Source organism: Paraburkholderia sp. (assembly GCF_035948235.1).
In the GTDB taxonomy this organism is placed as follows: domain Bacteria; phylum Pseudomonadota; class Gammaproteobacteria; order Burkholderiales; family Burkholderiaceae; genus Paraburkholderia.
In genome coordinates, this window is sequence record NZ_DASZJJ010000327.1 from 1 (window position 1) to 18,220 (window position 18,220).

Here is an 18,220-nt window from a genome sequence, read left to right on the forward strand (position 1 = left end):
CAGCGCGCGGATCAGGTTGACGGTCGCCACCGCCTGCGAGCCTTCCAGATGGCTGGCCTGCAGCTGCGAAACCAGCACCGATCGTTCGCTATCGATCACGTTCAGATAGCTCACCTCGCCCTCTTCGTACTGCGTGCGCGACAGGTGCGCGGCGCGCTGCGAGGCGTTCACCGCGTCGTCCTGCTCGCGGATCTGGTCGTCGAGCAGGCGCAGGTCGGAGAGGTTGTCCTCGACTTCGCGGAACGCCACCAGCACTTGCTGGCGATACTGCGCGACATCCTCGTCGTATTTCGCACGCGCCTGAGCGAGATTGGCCTTACGGCGCCCGCCATCGAACAGCGGCACCGTGAGCGCCGTGCCCGCGAGCGGCCCGAGCAGGAACGCGCGGCTCGACCACATGAACAGATCGCCGAGCGTGGTCGACTCGTAGCCGAACGCCCCGGTGATGTCGAGCTTCGGAAAGAACGCCGATTTCGCCAGACCCACGCGCGCGTTGGCCGCCGCCATCGCACGCTCGGCGGCGGCGATATCGGGGCGGCGTTCGAGCAGCGTCGACGGCAACCCTGCCGGCACGCGCGCCGTGACCGGCACGAGCGGCGTTTGCGCGAACGTAAAATCAGCCGGCGCCTTGCCAAGCAGAATCGCAAGGCTATGCTCCGAGGCCGCGCGCTGACGCGCTACGCCCACGGCGTCGGCGCGGGCGCTCGCGAGTTCGTTGCGCGCCTGCGAGACGTCCAGTTCGCTGATATCGCCTTCCTTGAAGCGGCGCTCGACGAGCTTGAGCGCGTCCTCACGCAGCGTCACGGTGCGGCGGTACAGATCCATATCGGAATCGAACTGGCGCAACTGGAAGTAGTTCTGCGCGACATCGGCCTGCAGGGACAACTGCACCGAGCGGAACAGCGCCTCGCTTTGCTGCGCGTCCGAGCGCGCCGCGTTCACGTTCGAGCTGACGCGGCCGAACAGATCCGCTTCATAGCTCGCCGTGCCCTGCGCGCGCCAGAGCGTCTGCGTCGGCACGTTGGTGTTCTGCGACAGATACTGCGAGGCCGGCGAAGCGTGCTCGTAGGTCGGCCCGAAACCCGCATCGAGCGACGGGAACCACGACGCGCGCGCCGCCTGCGTCACCGCCCGCGCCTGCTGCACGCGTGCGGCGGCGGCTTTCAGATCCTGATTGGCGGCCTGCGCCTGATCTTCGAGCTGGTTGAGCGTGGGGTCGCCAAACACCGTCCACCACTGGCCGCGATGCGCGTCGTCGGCGGGTTGCGCGGGCGTCCACGTACCCGTGTCATGCGGGCCGGCGGGCTGATCCGCCTGCGTTTGCAGCGGGGCTTCCTTGAACGCTTTCGGCACGCCCGCGTCGGGCACCTTGTAAGTCGGCTCGACCGAGCACGCCGCGAGCCATGCGAACAACGCCACGCCCAGCGCGAGACGCGTGCGGCGCCAGAATGCACCGTCCGGCTTGCTCGAGTCTTGCGAGAATGAATAGTTAGTCATCTTGATCATCCTTTCTTACGCATCCACCGTGCTGGCCGGATGGCGCGCGTTATCCTTTTGCGCGACGTGGATCTTGCCGCCCGCGAGCGTACGCAGCACCACATAGAACACCGGCGTGAGCAGCAGGCCGAACGCGGTCACGCCCAGCATGCCGAAGAACACCGCAATCCCCATCGCATGGCGCATTTCCGAACCCGCACCCGAGGACACCACGAGCGGCACCACACCCATGATGAAGGCGATCGACGTCATCAGAATCGGGCGCAGACGCAGACGGCTCGCCTCGATGGCTGCAGACAGCGGCGTATGGCCGTCGTGTTCCAGTTCGCGCGCGAATTCCACAATCAGAATCGCGTTCTTCGACGCCAGCCCCACCAGCACCATCAAGCCGATCTGCGTGAAGATGTTGTTGTCGCCCTGCGTGAGCCACACGCCGGTCAGCGCACACAGCACGCTCATCGGCACGATCAGGATCACCGCCAGCGGCAGCGTCAGGCTCTCGTACAACGCCGCGAGCACGAGGAACACCAGCAGCACGCTGATCGGGAACACCCACACGCCCGCATTGCCCGCGAGCACCTGCTGATACGTGAGGTCGGTCCACTCGAACTTCACGCCGCGCGGCAGCACTTCCGCCGCGATGCGCTCGGCCGCCGCCTGCGCCTGGCCCGACGAATAACCGGGCGCGGGGCCGCCGTTGATGTCGGCGGCGGTGTAGCCGTTGTAACGCACCACCATTTCGGGGCCGTACGTGGGCGTGACCGTCACGAGCGACGAGAGCGGCACCATATCGCCCGCGGCGTTACGCGTCTTCAGTTGCAGGATGTCGTCGGCCTTCTGGCGGAACGGCGCATCGGCCTGCACACGCACCTGATAAACACGCCCGAAGCGGTTGAAGTCGTTCACATAGAGCGAGCCGAGATAAATCTGCATCGTGTCGAACACGTCCGTCACCGGCACGCCAAGCTGCTTGGCCTTGGTGCGGTCCAGATCGACGTTCAGTTGCGGCACGTTGATCTGATAGTTCGAGAACGTCGGGCCCAGTTCCGGCGTCTGCGATGCACGCTTCACGAAATCCTGGGTCGCGCGGTTGAGCGCTTCGTAACCGAGCGCACCGTGATCCTCCAGTTGCATCTTGAAGCCGCCGAGCGTGCCGAGACCAAGCACCGGCGGCGGCGGGAACACGGCGATAAACGAGTCCTTGATCGCGCCATACTGCTGGTTCAGCGCGCCCGCAATCGCACCCGCCGACAAGGCCTTGCCCTTGCGCTCCTTGAACGGCTTGAGCGTGACGAACACGATGCCCGCGCTCGAACTATTGGTGAAGCCGTTCACCGAGAGACCCGGGAACGCCACCGCGCTTTCCACGCCAGGCTGCTTGAGCGCAATCGCGCTCATTTCGCGAATCACGCTTTCCGTGCGATCGAGCGATGCGCCGTTCGGCAACTGCGTGAAGGCGATCAGATACTCCTTGTCCTGCGCGGGCACGAAACCGCCCGGCACGATGCGCGCCATCAGCACAGTCGCGCCCAGCAGCACCACATAGACCACGAGCATCGCGCCCTTGCGGCGCAGCACGCCGTTTACGCCACGGCCGTAGCTTTCCGAGCCGCGATGAAAGACCTTGTTGAAGCGCTTGAAGAAGCCGCCCAGCACACGATTCATCGCCCGCGTGAGCCAGTCTTCCTTCGCATCGTGACCACGCAGCAGCAGCGCGGAAAGCGCGGGCGACAGCGTGAGCGAGTTGAACGCCGAGATCACCGTCGAAATGGCGATGGTCATCGCGAACTGCTTGTAGAACTGACCCGTGAGACCGCTCATGAACGCGAGCGGTACGAACACGGCCACCAGCGTGAGCGCAATCGCGATGATCGGCCCGCTCACTTCCTGCATGGCCTTATACGTCGCATCTCTTGCGGACAGGCCGCTTTCGATATTGCGCTCGACGTTCTCCACCACCACGATCGCATCGTCCACCACGATACCAATGGCGAGCACCATGCCGAACAGCGACAGCGCATTGATCGAGAAACCAAACGCCAGCAACAGCGAGAATGTCCCCACGATCGACACTGGCACGGCGATCAGCGGAATGATCGACGCGCGCCAGGTTTGCAGGAACACGATCACCACGATCACGACCAGCGCAATGGCTTCGAGCAGCGTGTGGACGACGGCCTCGATACTGGAGCGCACGAACTGCGTCGGGTCATAGACGATCTTGTAGTCGACGCCAGCGGGCATGTCCTGCTTGAGATCGGCCATCGCCTTGCGCACCTGCTCCGAAATCGCGAGCGAATTCGCACCCGGCGCCTGGTTGATTGCCAGCGCTACAGCAGGCTTGTTGTCGAGCAGCGAACGCAGCCCATATTCCGAAGCCGCGAGTTCAACGCGCGCGATATCGCGCAGATACGTCACACCGCCATCGGGATTGGTCTTGACGATGATGTCGCCGAATTCGCTTTCCGTGCGCAGACGCCCGCGCGCGTTCACGTTCAACTGCAACGGCGTGCCGGGTACGCTCGGCGAAGCGCCGATCACACCGGCCGCCACCTGCACGTTCTGCTCGCGAATGGCCGCCACCACGTCCTGCGCGGTGAGATTGCGCTGCGCCACTTTCTGCGGGTCGAGCCACACGCGCATGGCGTAGTCGCCCGAGCCCCACAACTGCACTTCGCCCACGCCCTGGATGTTCGAGAGGCGGTCCTTGACGTTGAGCAGCGCATAGTTGCGCAGATACGTCATGTCGTACTGATTGTTCGGCGAGATCAGGTGCACCACCATCGTGAGCGTAGGCGAGCTCTTGATGGTCGTGATGCCCAGACGCTGCACGTCTTCCGGCAGACGCGGCAGCGCCTGGTTCACGCGGTTCTGCACGAGCTGCGTGGCCTTGTCCGGATCCGTGCCCAGACGGAACGTGACGGTGAGCGTGAGATTGCCGTCGCTATTCGCCTGCGACTGCATGTACAGCATGTTCTCGACGCCGTTGATCTGCTCTTCGAGCGGCGCGGCCACCGCTTCGGCGATCACTTTCGGGTTCGCGCCCGGATACTGCGCGTGCACCACCACCGAAGGCGGCACGACCTCGGGGTACTCGGAGATCGGCAACTGGAACAGCGCGATCACGCCGGCCAGCAGGATCAGCACGGACAGCACGCCCGCGAAGATCGGCCGGTCGATGAAGAATTTCGATATGTTCATGGGTCGCTCTTTTGATTCGGATGACTAACTGGATGCGAGGATCGTGCGGACAGCGCACATCGGTTACGACTGCAACTGCCTGCGAATCGCTACGCCTCAGGAAGCCTTTGCGTCCTTGGCCGGCGCTTGTGTTGCCATCGCCGATGCCGCGTCGCCGTCGGGGTCGCCGTTCATCGGCACCATATGCGAGCGCACCGCCTCGCCCGGGCGCACGCGCTGTGTGCCATTCACGACCACGTGATCGCCTGCCTGCAGGCCATCCACGATCACGCGCAGGTTGCCCTGCTGGCCTGCAATCTGCACGTTGCGATAAGCCACCTTGCCCGCGCCATCGACCACGTAGACGTACTTCTTGTCCTGGTCCGTGCCGATCGCCGCTTCGTCCACCAGCAGCGCCGGATGCGGCGCGCTGCCGCTCACCTTGATGCGTGCATAGAGGCCCGGCACGAGTGCGCCGTCGGCGTTATCAAAGCGCGCACGCACGCGGATCGTGCCCGACGAGGTATCCAGCCGGTTATCGACCGATTCGATCGTGCCCGAGCGCGAATAGCCCGTTTCGTTTGCAAGCCCCAGATCCACCGGCACCTTTGAGCCGTCCTTCATGTGGCCGATATAGTCGAGGTAGGTCTGTTCGTCGGCGTCGAATTCGGCGTAGATCGGCGAGACGGACACCAGCGTGGTGAGCGGAGGCGCACTCGCGCCCGCCGACACCACGTTACCCACGGTGATCTCCGCACGCGATACGCGGCCCGCCACGGGCGCGACAATGCGCGTGAAGCCCAGATTGATCTGCGCGGCTTCAAGCGCGGCCTGCGCAGCCTTGAGGTTCGCGCTCGCTTCGCGGGCGGCGTTCTGTTTCTCGTCGTAATCGCGTTTGGCGATGGCGTTGTCGCCAATCAGGCGCTGCGCGCGCTCCCAGTCGCTCTGCGTGTAGCCCGTGCGCGCCTGGGCGGCGGCCAGTTGCGCGGCGGCCTGATCGACGGCGGCCTGATAGGGACGCGGATCGATCACGAAGAGTGTGTCGCCCTTTTTCACGAGCGCGCCGTCGCGGAAGTTCACCGAAACGATCGTGCCCGACACCTGCGGTCGCACATCGACCTTTTCGACCGCGGCAAGACGCCCCGAGTAGCTCTGCCAATCCGTGATATTGCGCTTCACGACGGCGGCAACATCCACTTCAGGCGCGGGCGGCGCTTCGGCGGCGACGGCGGTATGCGTGTTCAGACGCATGGCGCCGACGGTGCCGAGTCCCGCAACGACGAGAACGGCGACCACCGCGAGCGCGATGCGCGTACGGGAATGCGAGTTAAGTGACATGACGGGCTCCAGAATGTGGTGATTGATTGTTGTTCGTTGAAGTCGGGCCTGCGCGCGCAGCGCGGCAGCGCTAACAAGACGTGCCGGATTCGAAACAGCAGCGGAAAAAGCGCACGGCTTCGGCGAGCGCATCGGGATGCGCGCCAATCTGCGCGTGCGAGACGCTCGGATAACGAATTACGTGCGTGCGCACGCCTGCTTCGATCAGGCGCGTCGCGTACTTTTCCGCTTCGATATGCAGTACGTCGTTTTGTGCGGTGACGATAAAAGTAGGCGGCAATCCCGCCAGCCGCGTGCATTCCAGCGGCGCGGCATAGGGATGCATGCGCTGCGCCGCCTCGGGCAGATACGCGCGATAGCAGGCTGCGCATTCGCTCGCGGAAATATCGGAAGCCAGCCGCGCTTCGTCGCCCAGACGCGTGAGGCTCGGGTCGAGCATCGGCGCGAACAAGGCCTGCGCCGCGAGTTTCACGTCGCCGCGATCGCGTCCGATAAACGCCAGCACGTTGGCGATCTGGCCGCCCGCGTCGTGCCCTGCCGCGAGAATGCGCTTCGTGCTGCCGCCAAAAGCGCGCGCCCGCGTGAGCACCCAAAGCGCTGCGCGATGCGCGTCTTCGGGTGCGGCAGGAAATGGAAACTGCGGCGCAAGCGAATAGCCGACTGAAACCACCAGCGCCGGTAAGCGTTCTGCGAAAAAGCGGCTGGCAACCTCGGCATCGTCGAGCGTGCCGCGCACAAAACCGCCGCCATGAAAATAGAGCAGCACCGGCAGATTGCTCGCGCCCTGCGGACGATAAAGCCGCAGCGTAATATCCTGCGCGTGGCCTTCGATCGTCACCTCGCTCACGTCGATCGCGGCCGTAGCACGCGCCTTCGGCGCTGGCGCAGCGGCAATCGCAACGCGCGCACGAGCAGCCGGCGCGGCCTCGGGGGCCACGTCAGGCTCAGCCTGATCGGCAGTCGTCCACGGCGTCGAGCGTTTGAAAGCATCCATATCGGAACGGCGCAAAGCGCGAAAGTAAATTCAATGGTGCGAATTGTGGGTTCGGCAGACTTGCAAATAAATGCCTATAATCCGGCAACACAATTCGGCGCACCTGAACAATGTCGTCCCTTTAGTCGCCCGTCGCGCTTCACAAGCGCCACGCGGCCTGCGCCCGAAGTCTTTTGGAGAATGGCAATGGACCGCCTTCAGGCCATGCAGGTGTTCACCCGCGTCGTGGACACCAACAGCTTCACCCGCGCCGCCGAAACGCTCGACATGCCGCGCGCCTCGGTCACGACGATCATTCAGAATCTCGAAGCGTTCCTGGGCGTTCGCCTCATGCACCGCACCACGCGCCGCCTCTCGCTCACGCCCGACGGCGCCGCGTATTACGAGCGCTGCGTGCGCATTCTTGCGGATGTAGAAGAAACCGAAACCACATTCCAGGATCGCAACCGCAAGCCGCACGGCAAGCTGCGCATCGACATGCCGGGTTCGATCGGGCGCCTGATCGTGATTCCGTCGCTGTGCGAATTCCACACGCGCTACCCGGATATCGATCTGCAACTGGGTTTGACGGACCGCCCCGTCGATCTGCTGCAGGAAGGCGTGGATTGTGTGGTGCGCGTGGGCGCGCTGCAGGATTCGTCGCTGGTTGCGCGCCGTATCGGCCTGTTCGAAGGCGTCTCGTGCGCGGCGCCCGCGTATCTGGAGCAACACGGCACGCCGAACACGCTCGAAGAACTGGCCGGGCATCGCGCCGTCAACTACTTTTCGAGCCGCACGGGCCGCGTGATCGACTGGGCGTTTCTGGTCGACGGCAAGGAAGTCGAAATCAAGCTCAAGAGCATGGTGTCGGTGAACGATGCGGACGCCTATGTAACTTGCGGCATTGAAGGCTTTGGCCTGATTCAGGCGCCGCGCTACATGGTGCTGCCGCATCTGAAATCGGGCGAACTGGTCGAGGTGCTACCCGACTTCAAGCCGCTGCCGATGCCGATTTCGGCGGTGTATCCGCATAGCCGCCATCTTTCGCCCAAGGTGCGCGTGTTCGTGGACTGGATTGCCGAAGTATTCGACCGTTGCCCGCTGCTTTCGGGCCGCGCGTCGCTGGACAAGACCTGCACGCTGCGCACGCTGGAAGAGCGCGAATCGGCGCCGAATCTGGAAACGCCGGTCATTACGGAGTGGGCGGCTTAAAAGCCGACAAAGTTTTTCTTCAGCTTTTTAGCGCTATTGCGGAGTTCTGGCCCCGCTGAATCGCGCGCCGCGCAAGGGCTTGCCGGCGCGCGTTTTTCTTTGCCCTCGCGCTTTAAAGCGGATTGTTCCGGAATTTCGACAATTCCTTTCGCGTTCAAGCCGTTTATCACGCGCGCCCATTTACCTACATTTGCACCTGTCGCCACGGCGCCGATTCCAACATCGGCACTCGCGGCACTACAACACAGGAGCAGATCATGAAACGCACTCTCGCAACCACCCTCGGCGCTACGCTTATCGTCACGCTCGCAGCCAGTGCATCGGCCTTCGCCGGCGGCATCGGCCGCGCAGGGACGTACGGTCCGCAAAGCGATACGCAAAGCGGCGCGCAAACCACGGCGCAAGTCGAAAACGTGCAAAGCGCCGACAACAGCGCGCCGAAGACCCGCGCACAAGTGAAGGCGGAAATCGTCCAGGCTTATCGCGATGGCACGCTGCCCGCGCTGAACAAGACGAGTTATCCCGAGCAAAGCCTGATCGGCCGCACGCAGGCAGAGCGTATCGCGCTGCAGGAAGGCCGCACCAACGATACGACTCGCGTGGCGCGCGCTGGCGAATAAAGTCGCGCGGCTCGATAGCATCGACCAATCTATTCGATAAGGATACCGAATCATGATTCCGCAATCGTCTGAACTCGACAACTGGGACAACACCACGCCGGTGTGGACGCCGTTCCGTCACTAAGCGTCGGAAAGTTAAAAGGCCCGGCAGTCTGTTCGACCGCCGGGCCTTTGCACCATCGGTAAAGCTTTAGCGTTGCACGAAGTCCGGCTCGAAGAACACCCAGCGCACCACCGGAAACCGCGCCTGCAAATCGGCTTCGATTTCGTTGATGGCTTCGACCATCGTGCGGCTATGCTCGTAGTCGAGCATCTCGCATTGCACCGCCACCATCACCTCCTTACCCCATTGCAGGGTAATCAGGCTGATGATGCTGCGAATCTCGGGTCGTGCGCGCAAATACGCCTCGATATCGCGGCGCATTTCCGGGCTTGCGGATTCGCCCACAATCATCGACTTCACCTCGCGCGCGATAAACCATGCGATCGCCATCAGGAGCACGCCAATCGCAATCGAACCGCACGCGTCCCACACGGGATTGCCCGTGATGACGGTGAGCAACACCGCGGCGAAGGCAATCGCGAGGCCAGCCAGCGCGGCAATATCTTCTCCGGCCACGACCAATAAATCAGAATCGCGGGTTTCGCGCGCCCAGCGCCAGAGCGATTTGGTCGGCGAGCCTTTGCGGATTTCCTTCATCGCGCCGTATAGCGAAAACGCCTCCAGCACCACCGAAATACCGAGCACGCCCAGCGCGACATACACGTATTGCAGCGGCTCGCGCAGAATCAGCCGGTGAATGCCCTCGTACACCGAGAACGCGCCGCCCACGAAGAACAGCAGCAACGCGACGAGCAGCGAATAAAAATTGATCGCGCGGCCCGTGCCCATCGGGTGCAGCGGCGTGGGCGCTTCGCGCGACTGACGCAGGCCGAAGAGCAGCAACAGTTGATTGCCGCAATCGGCGGTGGAGTGAATCGCCTCGGCGAACATCGAGCCGGAACCCGTGAACGCCGCCGCCGCGAATTTGCAGACCGCGATGCCGGCGTTCGCCGCCAGCGCGTAGAAGATGGCTTTCGGCGATTCCCCGCTCATACGACCTCGACTCGCGCGGGCCCTTCGCTCATTTCGCCGATCACGCATGCGAACTCGAAACCATCGGCACGGAACAGCGCGAGCACGGCGTCCACCTCTTGCGGCGCGCAGGCGACCAGCAGACCGCCCGACGTCTGCGGGTCGGTCAGCAGCGTGCGCGCGCTCTCGGGCAGGTGCGCCGCGAGCGTCACGCCATCGCCATAGGAGGCCCAGTTGCGACCCGATGCGCCCGTGTAGACACCCTGCTCGACGAAAGCCTCGACGCCCGGCAGCCACGGCAGATCGCTATAGCGCACACGCGCCGTGAGACCCGCGCCGCGCGCGATTTCCAGCGTGTGACCCAGCAGGCCGAAGCCGGTCACGTCGGTCATCGCGTGCACGCCGTCGCGTTCTGCGAGCGGCGCGCCCGGTTTGTTGAGCATCGTGGCGGCATCGACCATCGCTTTGTAACCCGCTGCGTCCAGCAGGTCCTTCTTGAGCGCGGCGGACAGCACGCCCACGCCCAGCGGCTTGCCCAGCACGAGCACGTCGCCCGCGCGCGCAGACGCGTTGCGCTTGACGCGCTCGGGATGCACCACACCCAGCGCGGCAAGACCGTAAATCGGCTCGACCGAGTCGATCGAATGGCCGCCCGCGACGGGAATGCCCGCCGCCGCGCAGACGTCCTCGCCGCCGCGCAGCACCTGCGCGATGACCTCGTGCGGCAGCACGTTGATCGGCATGCCGACCAGCGCGAGCGCGAGGATGGGCTTGCCGCCCATCGCGTAGACGTCGGACAGCGCATTAGTGGCGGCGATGCGGCCGAAGTCGTAGGGATCGTCGACGATCGGCATGAAGAAGTCGGTGGTCGCGACGATGGCCTGCTCGTCGTTGAGCTTGTAGACGGCGGCGTCGTCGGCGGTCTCGGTGCCCACCAGCAGGTTCGGGAAGGCGGCGGTGAGCGGCGTGCTGCGCGCGAGCAGCGCGGAAAGCACGCCCGGCGCGATCTTGCAGCCGCAGCCGCCGCCGTGCGAAAGGCTCGTGAGGCGCGGCGCGGCGGGAGCGTTTGCCGGCGCAAGGCGGTCGTGATCGTTCATAGGTGGGAGTCGTTCCAAAAAGAGGCGAAAAAACGTCCCTTATTATGGAGCAATCGCCGTGCGGAGCTTTCGAGCGCGGCGCGGCCGCAACCGCCGGTGTCAGCGTCAGCGTCAGCCCGCGCCGAGGCTGCGGCTCGCCGCTTCAGCGTCGCTTGCCGCAAACGCGGCGCAAACCGCTTCCACGAGCCATTGCGGATCGTCATGCGGCAGATCGTGGCCGGCCCACGGATGCTCGCGCCGCGCCGCGCCCCACGCGCGCGCCAGACGCGCCGAGCACACCGGGTCGACCAGTTGATCGGCCTGCGAGGACAGCACAAGCGTCGGGCAGCAGGGCACGCCTCGCGCCGTGTAGCGCGCAGCGGCGGCGAGTTGGCGAACGGCATTGGCGCGGCTCACCGGTGCGCTCGCGCGGATCGCACGCCAGGCGGCCAGATCGGCGGCCAGCGTATCGCGGCGCGCGCAGGTGCGGCCATGGATCGCCGCCTCCGCGATGACGTCCTCGCCATGCGCGCGCCAATGCCACGCCGCGCGCAGCAGCGCGGGCCACGCGGCGGGCCGCAGACGCTCGTAGAAGCGGCTATAGGGCCGCATGCTCGTGTTGATGAGCACGAGTTGGGCGACTTCTTCGGGATAGCGCTGCGCCCACGCCGTCGCGACCATACCGCCCAGCGACATCGCCAGCACCTTATAGGGCGCGCGCGCGCCAAGGCGCTGCACCTCGGCGCGCACGGCATCGACGTAATCCTCCACGGCCAGCGGCGAGCGCACATGTACGAGCGTGCCGTTGCCCGGCAGGTCGACTGGCAGCACCGCACCGCAGCGCTTTTCGAGCAGCGGCGCGAAGGCGCCCCAATGACGCGACTCGCGCGTGAGACCGCGCAGCAGAATCCACGGTGCGCTCATGTGCCGGGTGCGCGAGGGTCGCGATACCAATGGCTGATCGCGCTTTGCAGCACCTGCTGGCGGGCCACGCCTTCGGGCAGCCAGCGCGCCGAAGAAAACGCGGCGCGCGTGAGGAAGTCGAACAGGTTCGCGTGACGCCGCAGCACACGCGCCGTGCGGTGCTGCATCACCGGATTGAACATGCCCTGGCGCGAAAACAATTGCCGCGGATTCTTCTTGATCCACAGCCAGGAGCCCAGTTCGAGCGTAAGCGGCAGAAAAACGTTGCCCGCAGGTGCGCGGTCGTAGGCGCAATCCCAGAGATCGCCGTGCAGCAGATACTGATGGCTCTGCGGCTCGAAAGCGTAGCCGTGGTGCGGGTGCGCGCGCTCGAACATGGTCTTGAGCACGTACATTTCGGGCAGATGGCGCATGAGCTGGCGCGTACGCGCGTAGGGAAACCAGATGCTGTCCTGCCAGCCGTAGCCCGAGTGGCAATCGAGCGCGAACGCCAGCGGCCGATGCGCGAGTTCCTCGTCGACGATCTTGAGCAGCGCGCTCGCCTCGGTCTCCATCGCCGCGCCGCGCCGCCCGCGATACCACGGCAGCCACGAGCCGACCCGCTGCCCGCCGGCGAGAAACGGCACGCGTTCGTCGGCGTCCTGCGGGGCGTTGCGCATGAGATCGACGCCGTTCGGATTCGCGCGCGTAGCGAGCCACATGCCGCCGGGGTTGACGATCGGCATCATCACGAGCCGCACCGATTCGAGCTGACGCATCAGCAGTTCGTCCCAGGCGAGACGGCCCACCAGCGCACGCATGTAATCGAGTACGAGCTGCGAGCCGATGCGCTCCAGCCCATGAATGCCGCCGAAAAAACCGATCGCGGGCGCAGCCGGATCGCGCGAACCCACCGAAGCCACGTAGAGCGAGAACGGCCGGCCACGCACTTCGACATCGCCCGCGCTGCGAATATCGAACCAGCGCGCGCCAGCATCGAGGAGCGTTTTCAGGTCCTCGTATTCCGCGAAGCTGTCGGGTAGGAAGCTCAGTGCCTGCATGGCGGCGCGGTTCGTGAGTGTTTTGTTGCGCGTCAACGCCACAATATATCCGGTTCGACGTGCATTGAGCGTGACACGTGTGCGGCGTCACACAGATGTCACGCGTTTCGAAAGGAAAGGTGTCATGACAACGACATTTTCCTCTTCGCGCCATGCCGGTTTATGGCGATTAAAAGTCATTCAACCTGTTTAGTCGTCTAGACGTCGCGACACCTTCACTCAAGCGTCATACTCGCTTCCTAGAATGGCATCGACTCAACCGTGACTCGCGGCTCAACGCCCGACTCATACGACGAATCGGAATGGATGCCACGATGGACGCGATACGTATCGAACGCCTCTCGAAGACTTTTAACGGGGGCACATCTGCCGCGGGCCGCAAGGCGCTCGACGAAATCAATCTGCGTGTAGGCACGGGCGAAATGGTTGCGCTGATCGGCGCATCGGGTTCGGGCAAGTCCACGCTGTTGCGACATATCGCGGGTTTCGTGGCCTCCGACCCACAACCTTCGCAGATCGAAATATTGGGCCGGCCGATCCAGCAGAACGGCCGCATCGTGCGCGAGGTGCGCCGCATTCGCCGCGATATCGGCTTTGTGTTCCAGCAGTTCAATCTGGTGAATCGACTGACGGTCGAGACCAACGTATTGATCGGCGCACTCGCGCGTTTGCCGCTGTGGCGCCGTCTGAGCGGCTGCTTTCCGCGCGGCGAGCGCGAACTGTCGGCGGCAGCGCTCGCGGAAGTGGGCATCGGCGATAAGGCGATGGAGCGCGCCGCCAATCTTTCGGGCGGCCAGCAGCAGCGCGCCGCGCTCGCCCGCGCGCTGGTGCAGCGCGCGCGCCTGATTCTCGCCGATGAACCGATTGCCTCACTCGACCCCGAATCGTCGCGCCGCGTGATGGACATGCTGCGCATGCTCAACCGTAATCACAACCTCACTGTGGTCGTGTCGCTGCATCAGGTCGATATCGCCATGCAGTACTGCCCGCGCACGGTCGCGCTGCGCGATGGCCGCGTGGTGTACGACGGTCCGTCCACCGCGCTCACGCCCGCGCTTTTGCAGCAGCTTTACGGCAGCGCCGCGCGCGAACTGCTCGAACCCGAAGACGCGCATGCAATGACGCAACGTTTCGGCGCACATCCCCAAGCCGCCTGAGGCGTCGCATTTGCTGCTGCGCTCAAGCAAACGTTTCCCCTCCCACGAACCGGATTTGCCTCTCACATGAAACTGCTCCGTTCCATGCTGTCCTGGTGCGCCGCCGGCGCCGTTGCATGCGCCTCGCTAGGCGCCACGGCCGCTCACGCGGAAGACCTGAATTTCGGCATCATCTCGACCGATTCGTCGGCGGTGCTCAAACAGCGCTGGCAACCGTTCATCGACGATCTGAACCGCCAGACCGGCCTGCACGTCAACGCGTTCTTTGCGACCGATTACTCGGGCATCATCGAGGCAATGCGTTTCAACAAAGTGCAGATCGGCTATTTCGGCAATGCCTCGGCGATGGAAGCCGTGGACCGCTCGAACGGCGAAATCTTCGCGAAGGTGCTCTATGCCAACGGCGACGCCGGTTATAAATCGGTGCTCATCACCAACGTCAACAGCCGCGTGAAGAGTATCGACGATGTATTCAAGAATCCTAAAGACCTTACGCTGGGCTGGGGCGATCCGAATTCGACTTCGGGCACGCTGATTCCGGGCTACTATCTGTTCGCGCAGCACGGCCTCAGCGTGAACGCCACGACCTTCAAGACCGTGCTGCCGTCGAGCCACGAAGCGAACCTGCTTGCCGTGGTCAACAACAAGGTCGATATCGCGACGAATAACACCATCGAGCTTTCCACGCTGGAAAAGAAGCATCCGGATCGCTTCGCGCAGGTGCGTGTGCTGTGGACCTCGCCGCTGATTGCCTCCGATCCGCTGGTCTGGCGCAAGGACCTGCCTGAAGCCACCAAACAGAAACTGCGCGACTTCTTCTATCACTACGCCAAGACCGACCCGCGCGAAAAGGCCGTGATGGCGGCGATCACCGGCTACGCAGGCTTTGCGCCCGCCACCGACGCGCAACTGCTGCCGATCCGCCAGGTCGCCCTGTTCCAGCAGAAGCAAAAGATCACCGCCGACACGCATCTCTCCGACGACGACCGCAAGAGCCAGCTCGCGGCCATCGACGCGAAGATCGGCGCGCTCGACGCCGCTGCGAAGCAGTGATGAGTTCAGTGGATATCGAGGCAAAGACGGCGACGGCTCTCGCGGCTGCCGCCGCCCACGGCAAGGGCAAGCGTAGCTGGTCGTCGCTCGTGCTCTGGGCGATCGTGTTCGTGCTGCTGGGCACGGCGTGGCAGGGTGCGGACATGCGCCCGCTCGACCTGCTCGCGGATTCGTCGAACATGGGCACCTTCGCCCGCGGCTTCTTCCCGCCCGACTTCACCGAATGGCGCACCTACGCACATGAAATGTGGGTGACGATTGCGGTCGCGCTGTGGGGCACGGTGCTCGCCATCGTCTGCGCGGTGCCGTTCGGACTGATGTCCGCGCACAATCTCGCGCCGCGCTGGGTGCTGCATCCGGTGCGCAGATTGATGGACGCGTGCCGCGCCATCAACGAAATGGTGTTCGCCATGCTGTTCATCGTCGCGGTGGGGCTCGGGCCGTTTGCGGGCGTGCTGGCGCTATGGGTGCATACGACGGGCGTGCTCGCGAAGCTCTTTGCCGAAGCGGTCGAAGCCGTCGATCCACGCCCAGCGGAAGGCGTGCGCGCGACCGGCGCCTCGCCGCTCGACGAAATCATCTATGGCGTGCTGCCTCAGGTGCTGCCGTTGTGGATCTCGTACGCGCTCTACCGCTTCGAGTCGAACGTGCGGTCCGCGATGGTGGTGGGCATGGTGGGCGCTGGCGGCATCGGCGTGGTGCTGTACGAGGAAATCCGCTCGTTTGATTATGCGCAGACCTGTGCGGTGCTGATCATGGTGATTGCCGTGGTGGTCGCGATCGATCTGATTTCCGCGCGGTTGCGGGCGCGGGTGACCTGACGCATCACCTTGTTTTGTGGCGATTTGCGGCAATTTGTGGCGATCGTACGAATTCGGTGGAATAATCACCTCCTTGGGGCGGCACGAGCCGCCCTTCTTCCACCGGATTCACGCACGCAATCGCAATGGCAAGTTTCGTCGTCCTGCTGGTTTTGCTCTCGGCGCTCATGCACGCGAGCTGGAATGCCTTCCTACATCTGTCCGGCGACCGCGTCTGGCTGCTCGGCATGTTTTCGATTCCCTATGTGCTGGTGAGCGCCGTCGGCGTGTGCGTGCTGCCGATGCCCGCGCATGAGGCCTGGCCTTATATCGTGGCTTCGGCGGTGCTGGAATTCGCTTACTGCTTTACGTTGATTCGCGCTTATCGGAGTGGTGACTTCGGGCAGATTTATCCGATTGCGCGTGGGCTTTCGCCGCTGCTGATTTTTGTCGGCGCGCTTGTTTTTGCGCATGAGGAGTTGCATGCGCTTGCGGCCACGGGAGTCATGCTGGTTTCGCTTGGCATTATGTCGCTGGCGTTTCGGCGCGGCATGAAGTTTTCGGGTGAGAGCGTGCCCTGGGCGCTGCTGACGGGGCTCTTTATCGCGGTCTATTCGCTTGTCGATGGGCTGGGGGCGCGTGTCGCAGGTAATCCGCTTAGCTACATTATGTGGGTTTATCTGCTCTGGAACGTGCCGCAGTTCATCGTCGTCTGCGTGCTGCGCGGGGGCGTGGCGCAGATGTTCGTGTCGAAGGGCAATGCGGTGCGCGGCATGTTCGCGGGCGTGCTCGCGCTTGTTGCTTACTGCCTCGTGATCGAAGCGTTTCGGTATCTGCCGATTGCCATGGTTTCCGCGTTGCGCGAGTTGTCGTCGATTTTTGCTGTGATGATTGGCTGGCTCTTCATGCGGGAAGCGCTAACGGCGCGCCGCGTGATCGCGTGTGCGCTCGTGACGTGCGGCGCCGTGCTGATCCGGCTCTGAGCAGGCCGCGAACGACGTACGACGCGACTCACGCAGAGGAGGTCAAGCACGGTCGCGTCGGTGACGATGACGATGCCTGCGTAGGCGCCATGCGGGCGTTGAAACGAAAAAAGCCCGGCAGTCTTTCGACTGCCGGGCTTTGTGCACCTGGCACTACTTCACTGAATTACCACTGATAACCAGCAGCGGCCGTCACGCCCGTGCTGCCCTGGCTGCTGGAGCTAACCGCCAGCTTGCCGATCCAGCGGTTATTCTCCGTTGCGTAGGAGACACCCAGCGCCACGCCAGTCTGACCGCCGATGTGCGAGGTGCCTGCAGCGACCATCGTCTTGCCCGCCTGGTTCGGCTGCGGCAGACCCGCAACAGCCATCGCGGCTGCGGCAGCGCCGAATGCGTCACGACGCACGTCGGAAATCTGGTTCTGCACGCCAGCGATCTGCTGGTTGATAGCGCTCTGCGATTGTCCCACCGCTGCGTTCAACTGGTTCACGTTCACCGCGTCCGTGCCTTGCGTGCCGGCTGCGACGTTGGTGACCTGGCGTTCGTTGCCCGCCGAGCCCACCGACACCGCGTTGTCACGATCGGCCACCGAGCCTGCGCCCAGTGCGACCGCGTTAGCCGCGGTTGCGTTCGAGTTGGCGCCGATCGCCGTCGACTTGACACCGCTTGCCGTCGAACTGGCGCCCATTGCCGTCGATTGCTCGCCGCTTGCCACAGCGAGTGCACCCGCTGCGGTGGAATGCGTGCCGCTCGAGATCGCAGCTTCGGTATTGCGGTCGCCGTTGGCCGAGAACATCGGATCGGTTGCGTTTTCCGCAATGTTCTGCACGTTGCTGATGGCCTGGCTCAACGCATAGACCTGCGAACCGTTCACCGCGTCCGTGCTGGAGGCCGAGATGTCGCCAGCCGTCACGTTATGCAGCGCCACCGTGGTGGTCGCATCCGTGCCGCCCAGCGTCAGCGAATCGTGCGCCGACGAGTCATACGAAACCGAATTCGCCACCTGACCACTGATCGTGGTGATATTGCTCTGCAGGTTCGCGATATCGGTCGTGTTTTGTGTAATAGCGCTGGTGTTCTGCGCAACCTGCTGATTCGTCGCATAGAGCTGCGAACCGTTGACCGCGTCGTTGCTCGTTGCGCTCAACACACCGGCCGCCACGTTGTGCAACGCCACCGGCGTGGTCGAGCCAACACCGCCCAGCGTCACCGAAGCGTGTGCCGACGAGTCGTACATCACCGCATCGGCCATCGTCCCGGCCATATTCGTGACGTCGCCTTGCAGGTTCGAA

The 18,220-nt window shown here is 64.0% G+C and carries 16 protein-coding genes; 6 read left to right on the forward strand and 10 right to left on the reverse strand.

What is annotated here, in order from left to right; genetic code table 11:
* The 4 genes from VG320_RS28940 to VG320_RS28955 all read right to left on the reverse strand — a co-directional run.
* Window positions 1–1,497, reverse strand: a 1,497-nt coding sequence (locus VG320_RS28940) for an efflux transporter outer membrane subunit (RefSeq protein WP_327203508.1), incomplete at its 3' end; no start/stop codon positions are given.
* A gap of 15 nt (window positions 1,498–1,512) precedes the next feature.
* Complete coding sequence (locus VG320_RS28945) at window positions 1,513–4,698, reverse strand: efflux RND transporter permease subunit (protein WP_327203509.1); 3,186 nt, start codon at window positions 4,696–4,698, stop codon at window positions 1,513–1,515.
* Window positions 4,699–4,794: 96 nt separating this feature from the next.
* Window positions 4,795–6,015, reverse strand: coding sequence for an efflux RND transporter periplasmic adaptor subunit (locus VG320_RS28950; RefSeq protein ID WP_327203510.1), 1,221 nt, complete (start codon window positions 6,013–6,015; stop codon window positions 4,795–4,797).
* Window positions 6,016–6,085: 70 nt separating this feature from the next.
* Window positions 6,086–7,009: an alpha/beta hydrolase gene (locus tag VG320_RS28955; RefSeq protein ID WP_327203511.1), complete on the reverse strand. Its 924-nt coding sequence runs from the start codon at window positions 7,007–7,009 to the stop codon at window positions 6,086–6,088.
* Window positions 7,010–7,195: 186 nt separating this feature from the next.
* Here VG320_RS28955 and VG320_RS28960 point away from each other — a divergent pair, with 186 nt between their 5' ends.
* Window positions 7,196–8,200, forward strand: coding sequence for a LysR family transcriptional regulator (locus tag VG320_RS28960; RefSeq protein WP_327203512.1), 1,005 nt, complete (start codon window positions 7,196–7,198; stop codon window positions 8,198–8,200).
* On the opposite strand, the gene VG320_RS28965 is transcribed toward VG320_RS28960, so the two are convergent.
* A complete protein-coding gene (locus VG320_RS28965; RefSeq protein WP_327203513.1) occupies window positions 8,197–8,406 on the reverse strand; it encodes a hypothetical protein in 210 nt (69 codons plus the stop codon). The two genes, VG320_RS28960 and VG320_RS28965, sit on opposite strands and share 4 nt — an antisense overlap.
* Window positions 8,407–8,457: 51 nt before the next feature.
* On the opposite strand from VG320_RS28965, the gene VG320_RS28970 reads away from it, so the two are divergent.
* Complete coding sequence (locus VG320_RS28970; RefSeq protein WP_327203514.1) at window positions 8,458–8,820, forward strand: DUF4148 domain-containing protein; 363 nt, start codon at window positions 8,458–8,460, stop codon at window positions 8,818–8,820.
* A gap of 190 nt (window positions 8,821–9,010) precedes the next feature.
* Here VG320_RS28970 and VG320_RS28975 read toward each other — a convergent pair whose 3' ends face one another.
* From VG320_RS28975 to VG320_RS28990, 4 genes are all read right to left on the reverse strand, one after another.
* Entirely contained in the window at window positions 9,011–9,916 is a 906-nt protein-coding gene (locus VG320_RS28975; protein WP_327203515.1) for a cation diffusion facilitator family transporter, read from the reverse strand.
* Window positions 9,913–10,992: a selenide, water dikinase SelD gene (selD, locus tag VG320_RS28980; protein WP_327203516.1), complete on the reverse strand. Its 1,080-nt coding sequence runs from the start codon at window positions 10,990–10,992 to the stop codon at window positions 9,913–9,915. The genes VG320_RS28975 and selD overlap by 4 nt, the downstream gene beginning before the upstream one ends.
* A gap of 111 nt (window positions 10,993–11,103) precedes the next feature.
* Window positions 11,104–11,895 carry an alpha/beta hydrolase gene (locus VG320_RS28985; RefSeq protein ID WP_327203517.1) on the reverse strand — a complete coding sequence of 264 codons (792 nt, stop codon included), beginning with the start codon at window positions 11,893–11,895 and terminating at the stop codon, window positions 11,104–11,106.
* Window positions 11,892–12,935, reverse strand: a complete 1,044-nt coding sequence (locus tag VG320_RS28990) for a M14 family zinc carboxypeptidase (RefSeq protein WP_327203518.1) — start codon at window positions 12,933–12,935, stop codon at window positions 11,892–11,894. Before VG320_RS28990 ends, VG320_RS28985 begins: the two co-directional genes overlap by 4 nt.
* 302 nt (window positions 12,936–13,237) lie before the next feature.
* Between VG320_RS28990 and phnC the strand changes: the two genes are divergently transcribed.
* The 4 genes from phnC (at window position 13,238) to VG320_RS29010 (ending at window position 16,928) form a co-directional block, all read left to right on the forward strand.
* Entirely contained in the window at window positions 13,238–14,092 is an 855-nt protein-coding gene (gene phnC / locus VG320_RS28995) for a phosphonate ABC transporter ATP-binding protein (protein WP_327203519.1), read from the forward strand.
* A gap of 66 nt (window positions 14,093–14,158) precedes the next feature.
* Window positions 14,159–15,145 carry a phosphonate ABC transporter substrate-binding protein gene (gene phnD / locus VG320_RS29000; RefSeq protein WP_327203520.1) on the forward strand — a complete coding sequence of 329 codons (987 nt, stop codon included), beginning with the start codon at window positions 14,159–14,161 and terminating at the stop codon, window positions 15,143–15,145.
* Entirely contained in the window at window positions 15,145–15,966 is an 822-nt protein-coding gene (gene phnE, locus VG320_RS29005; protein ID WP_327203521.1) for a phosphonate ABC transporter, permease protein PhnE, read from the forward strand. Before phnD ends, phnE begins: the two co-directional genes overlap by 1 nt.
* Window positions 15,967–16,091: 125 nt before the next feature.
* A complete protein-coding gene (locus VG320_RS29010; protein ID WP_327203522.1) occupies window positions 16,092–16,928 on the forward strand; it encodes an EamA family transporter in 837 nt (278 codons plus the stop codon).
* Window positions 16,929–17,094: 166 nt separating this feature from the next.
* Here VG320_RS29010 and VG320_RS29015 read toward each other — a convergent pair.
* On the reverse strand, window positions 17,095–18,220 hold a 1,126-nt coding region (locus VG320_RS29015), incomplete at its 5' end, for a YadA family autotransporter adhesin (RefSeq protein ID WP_327203523.1).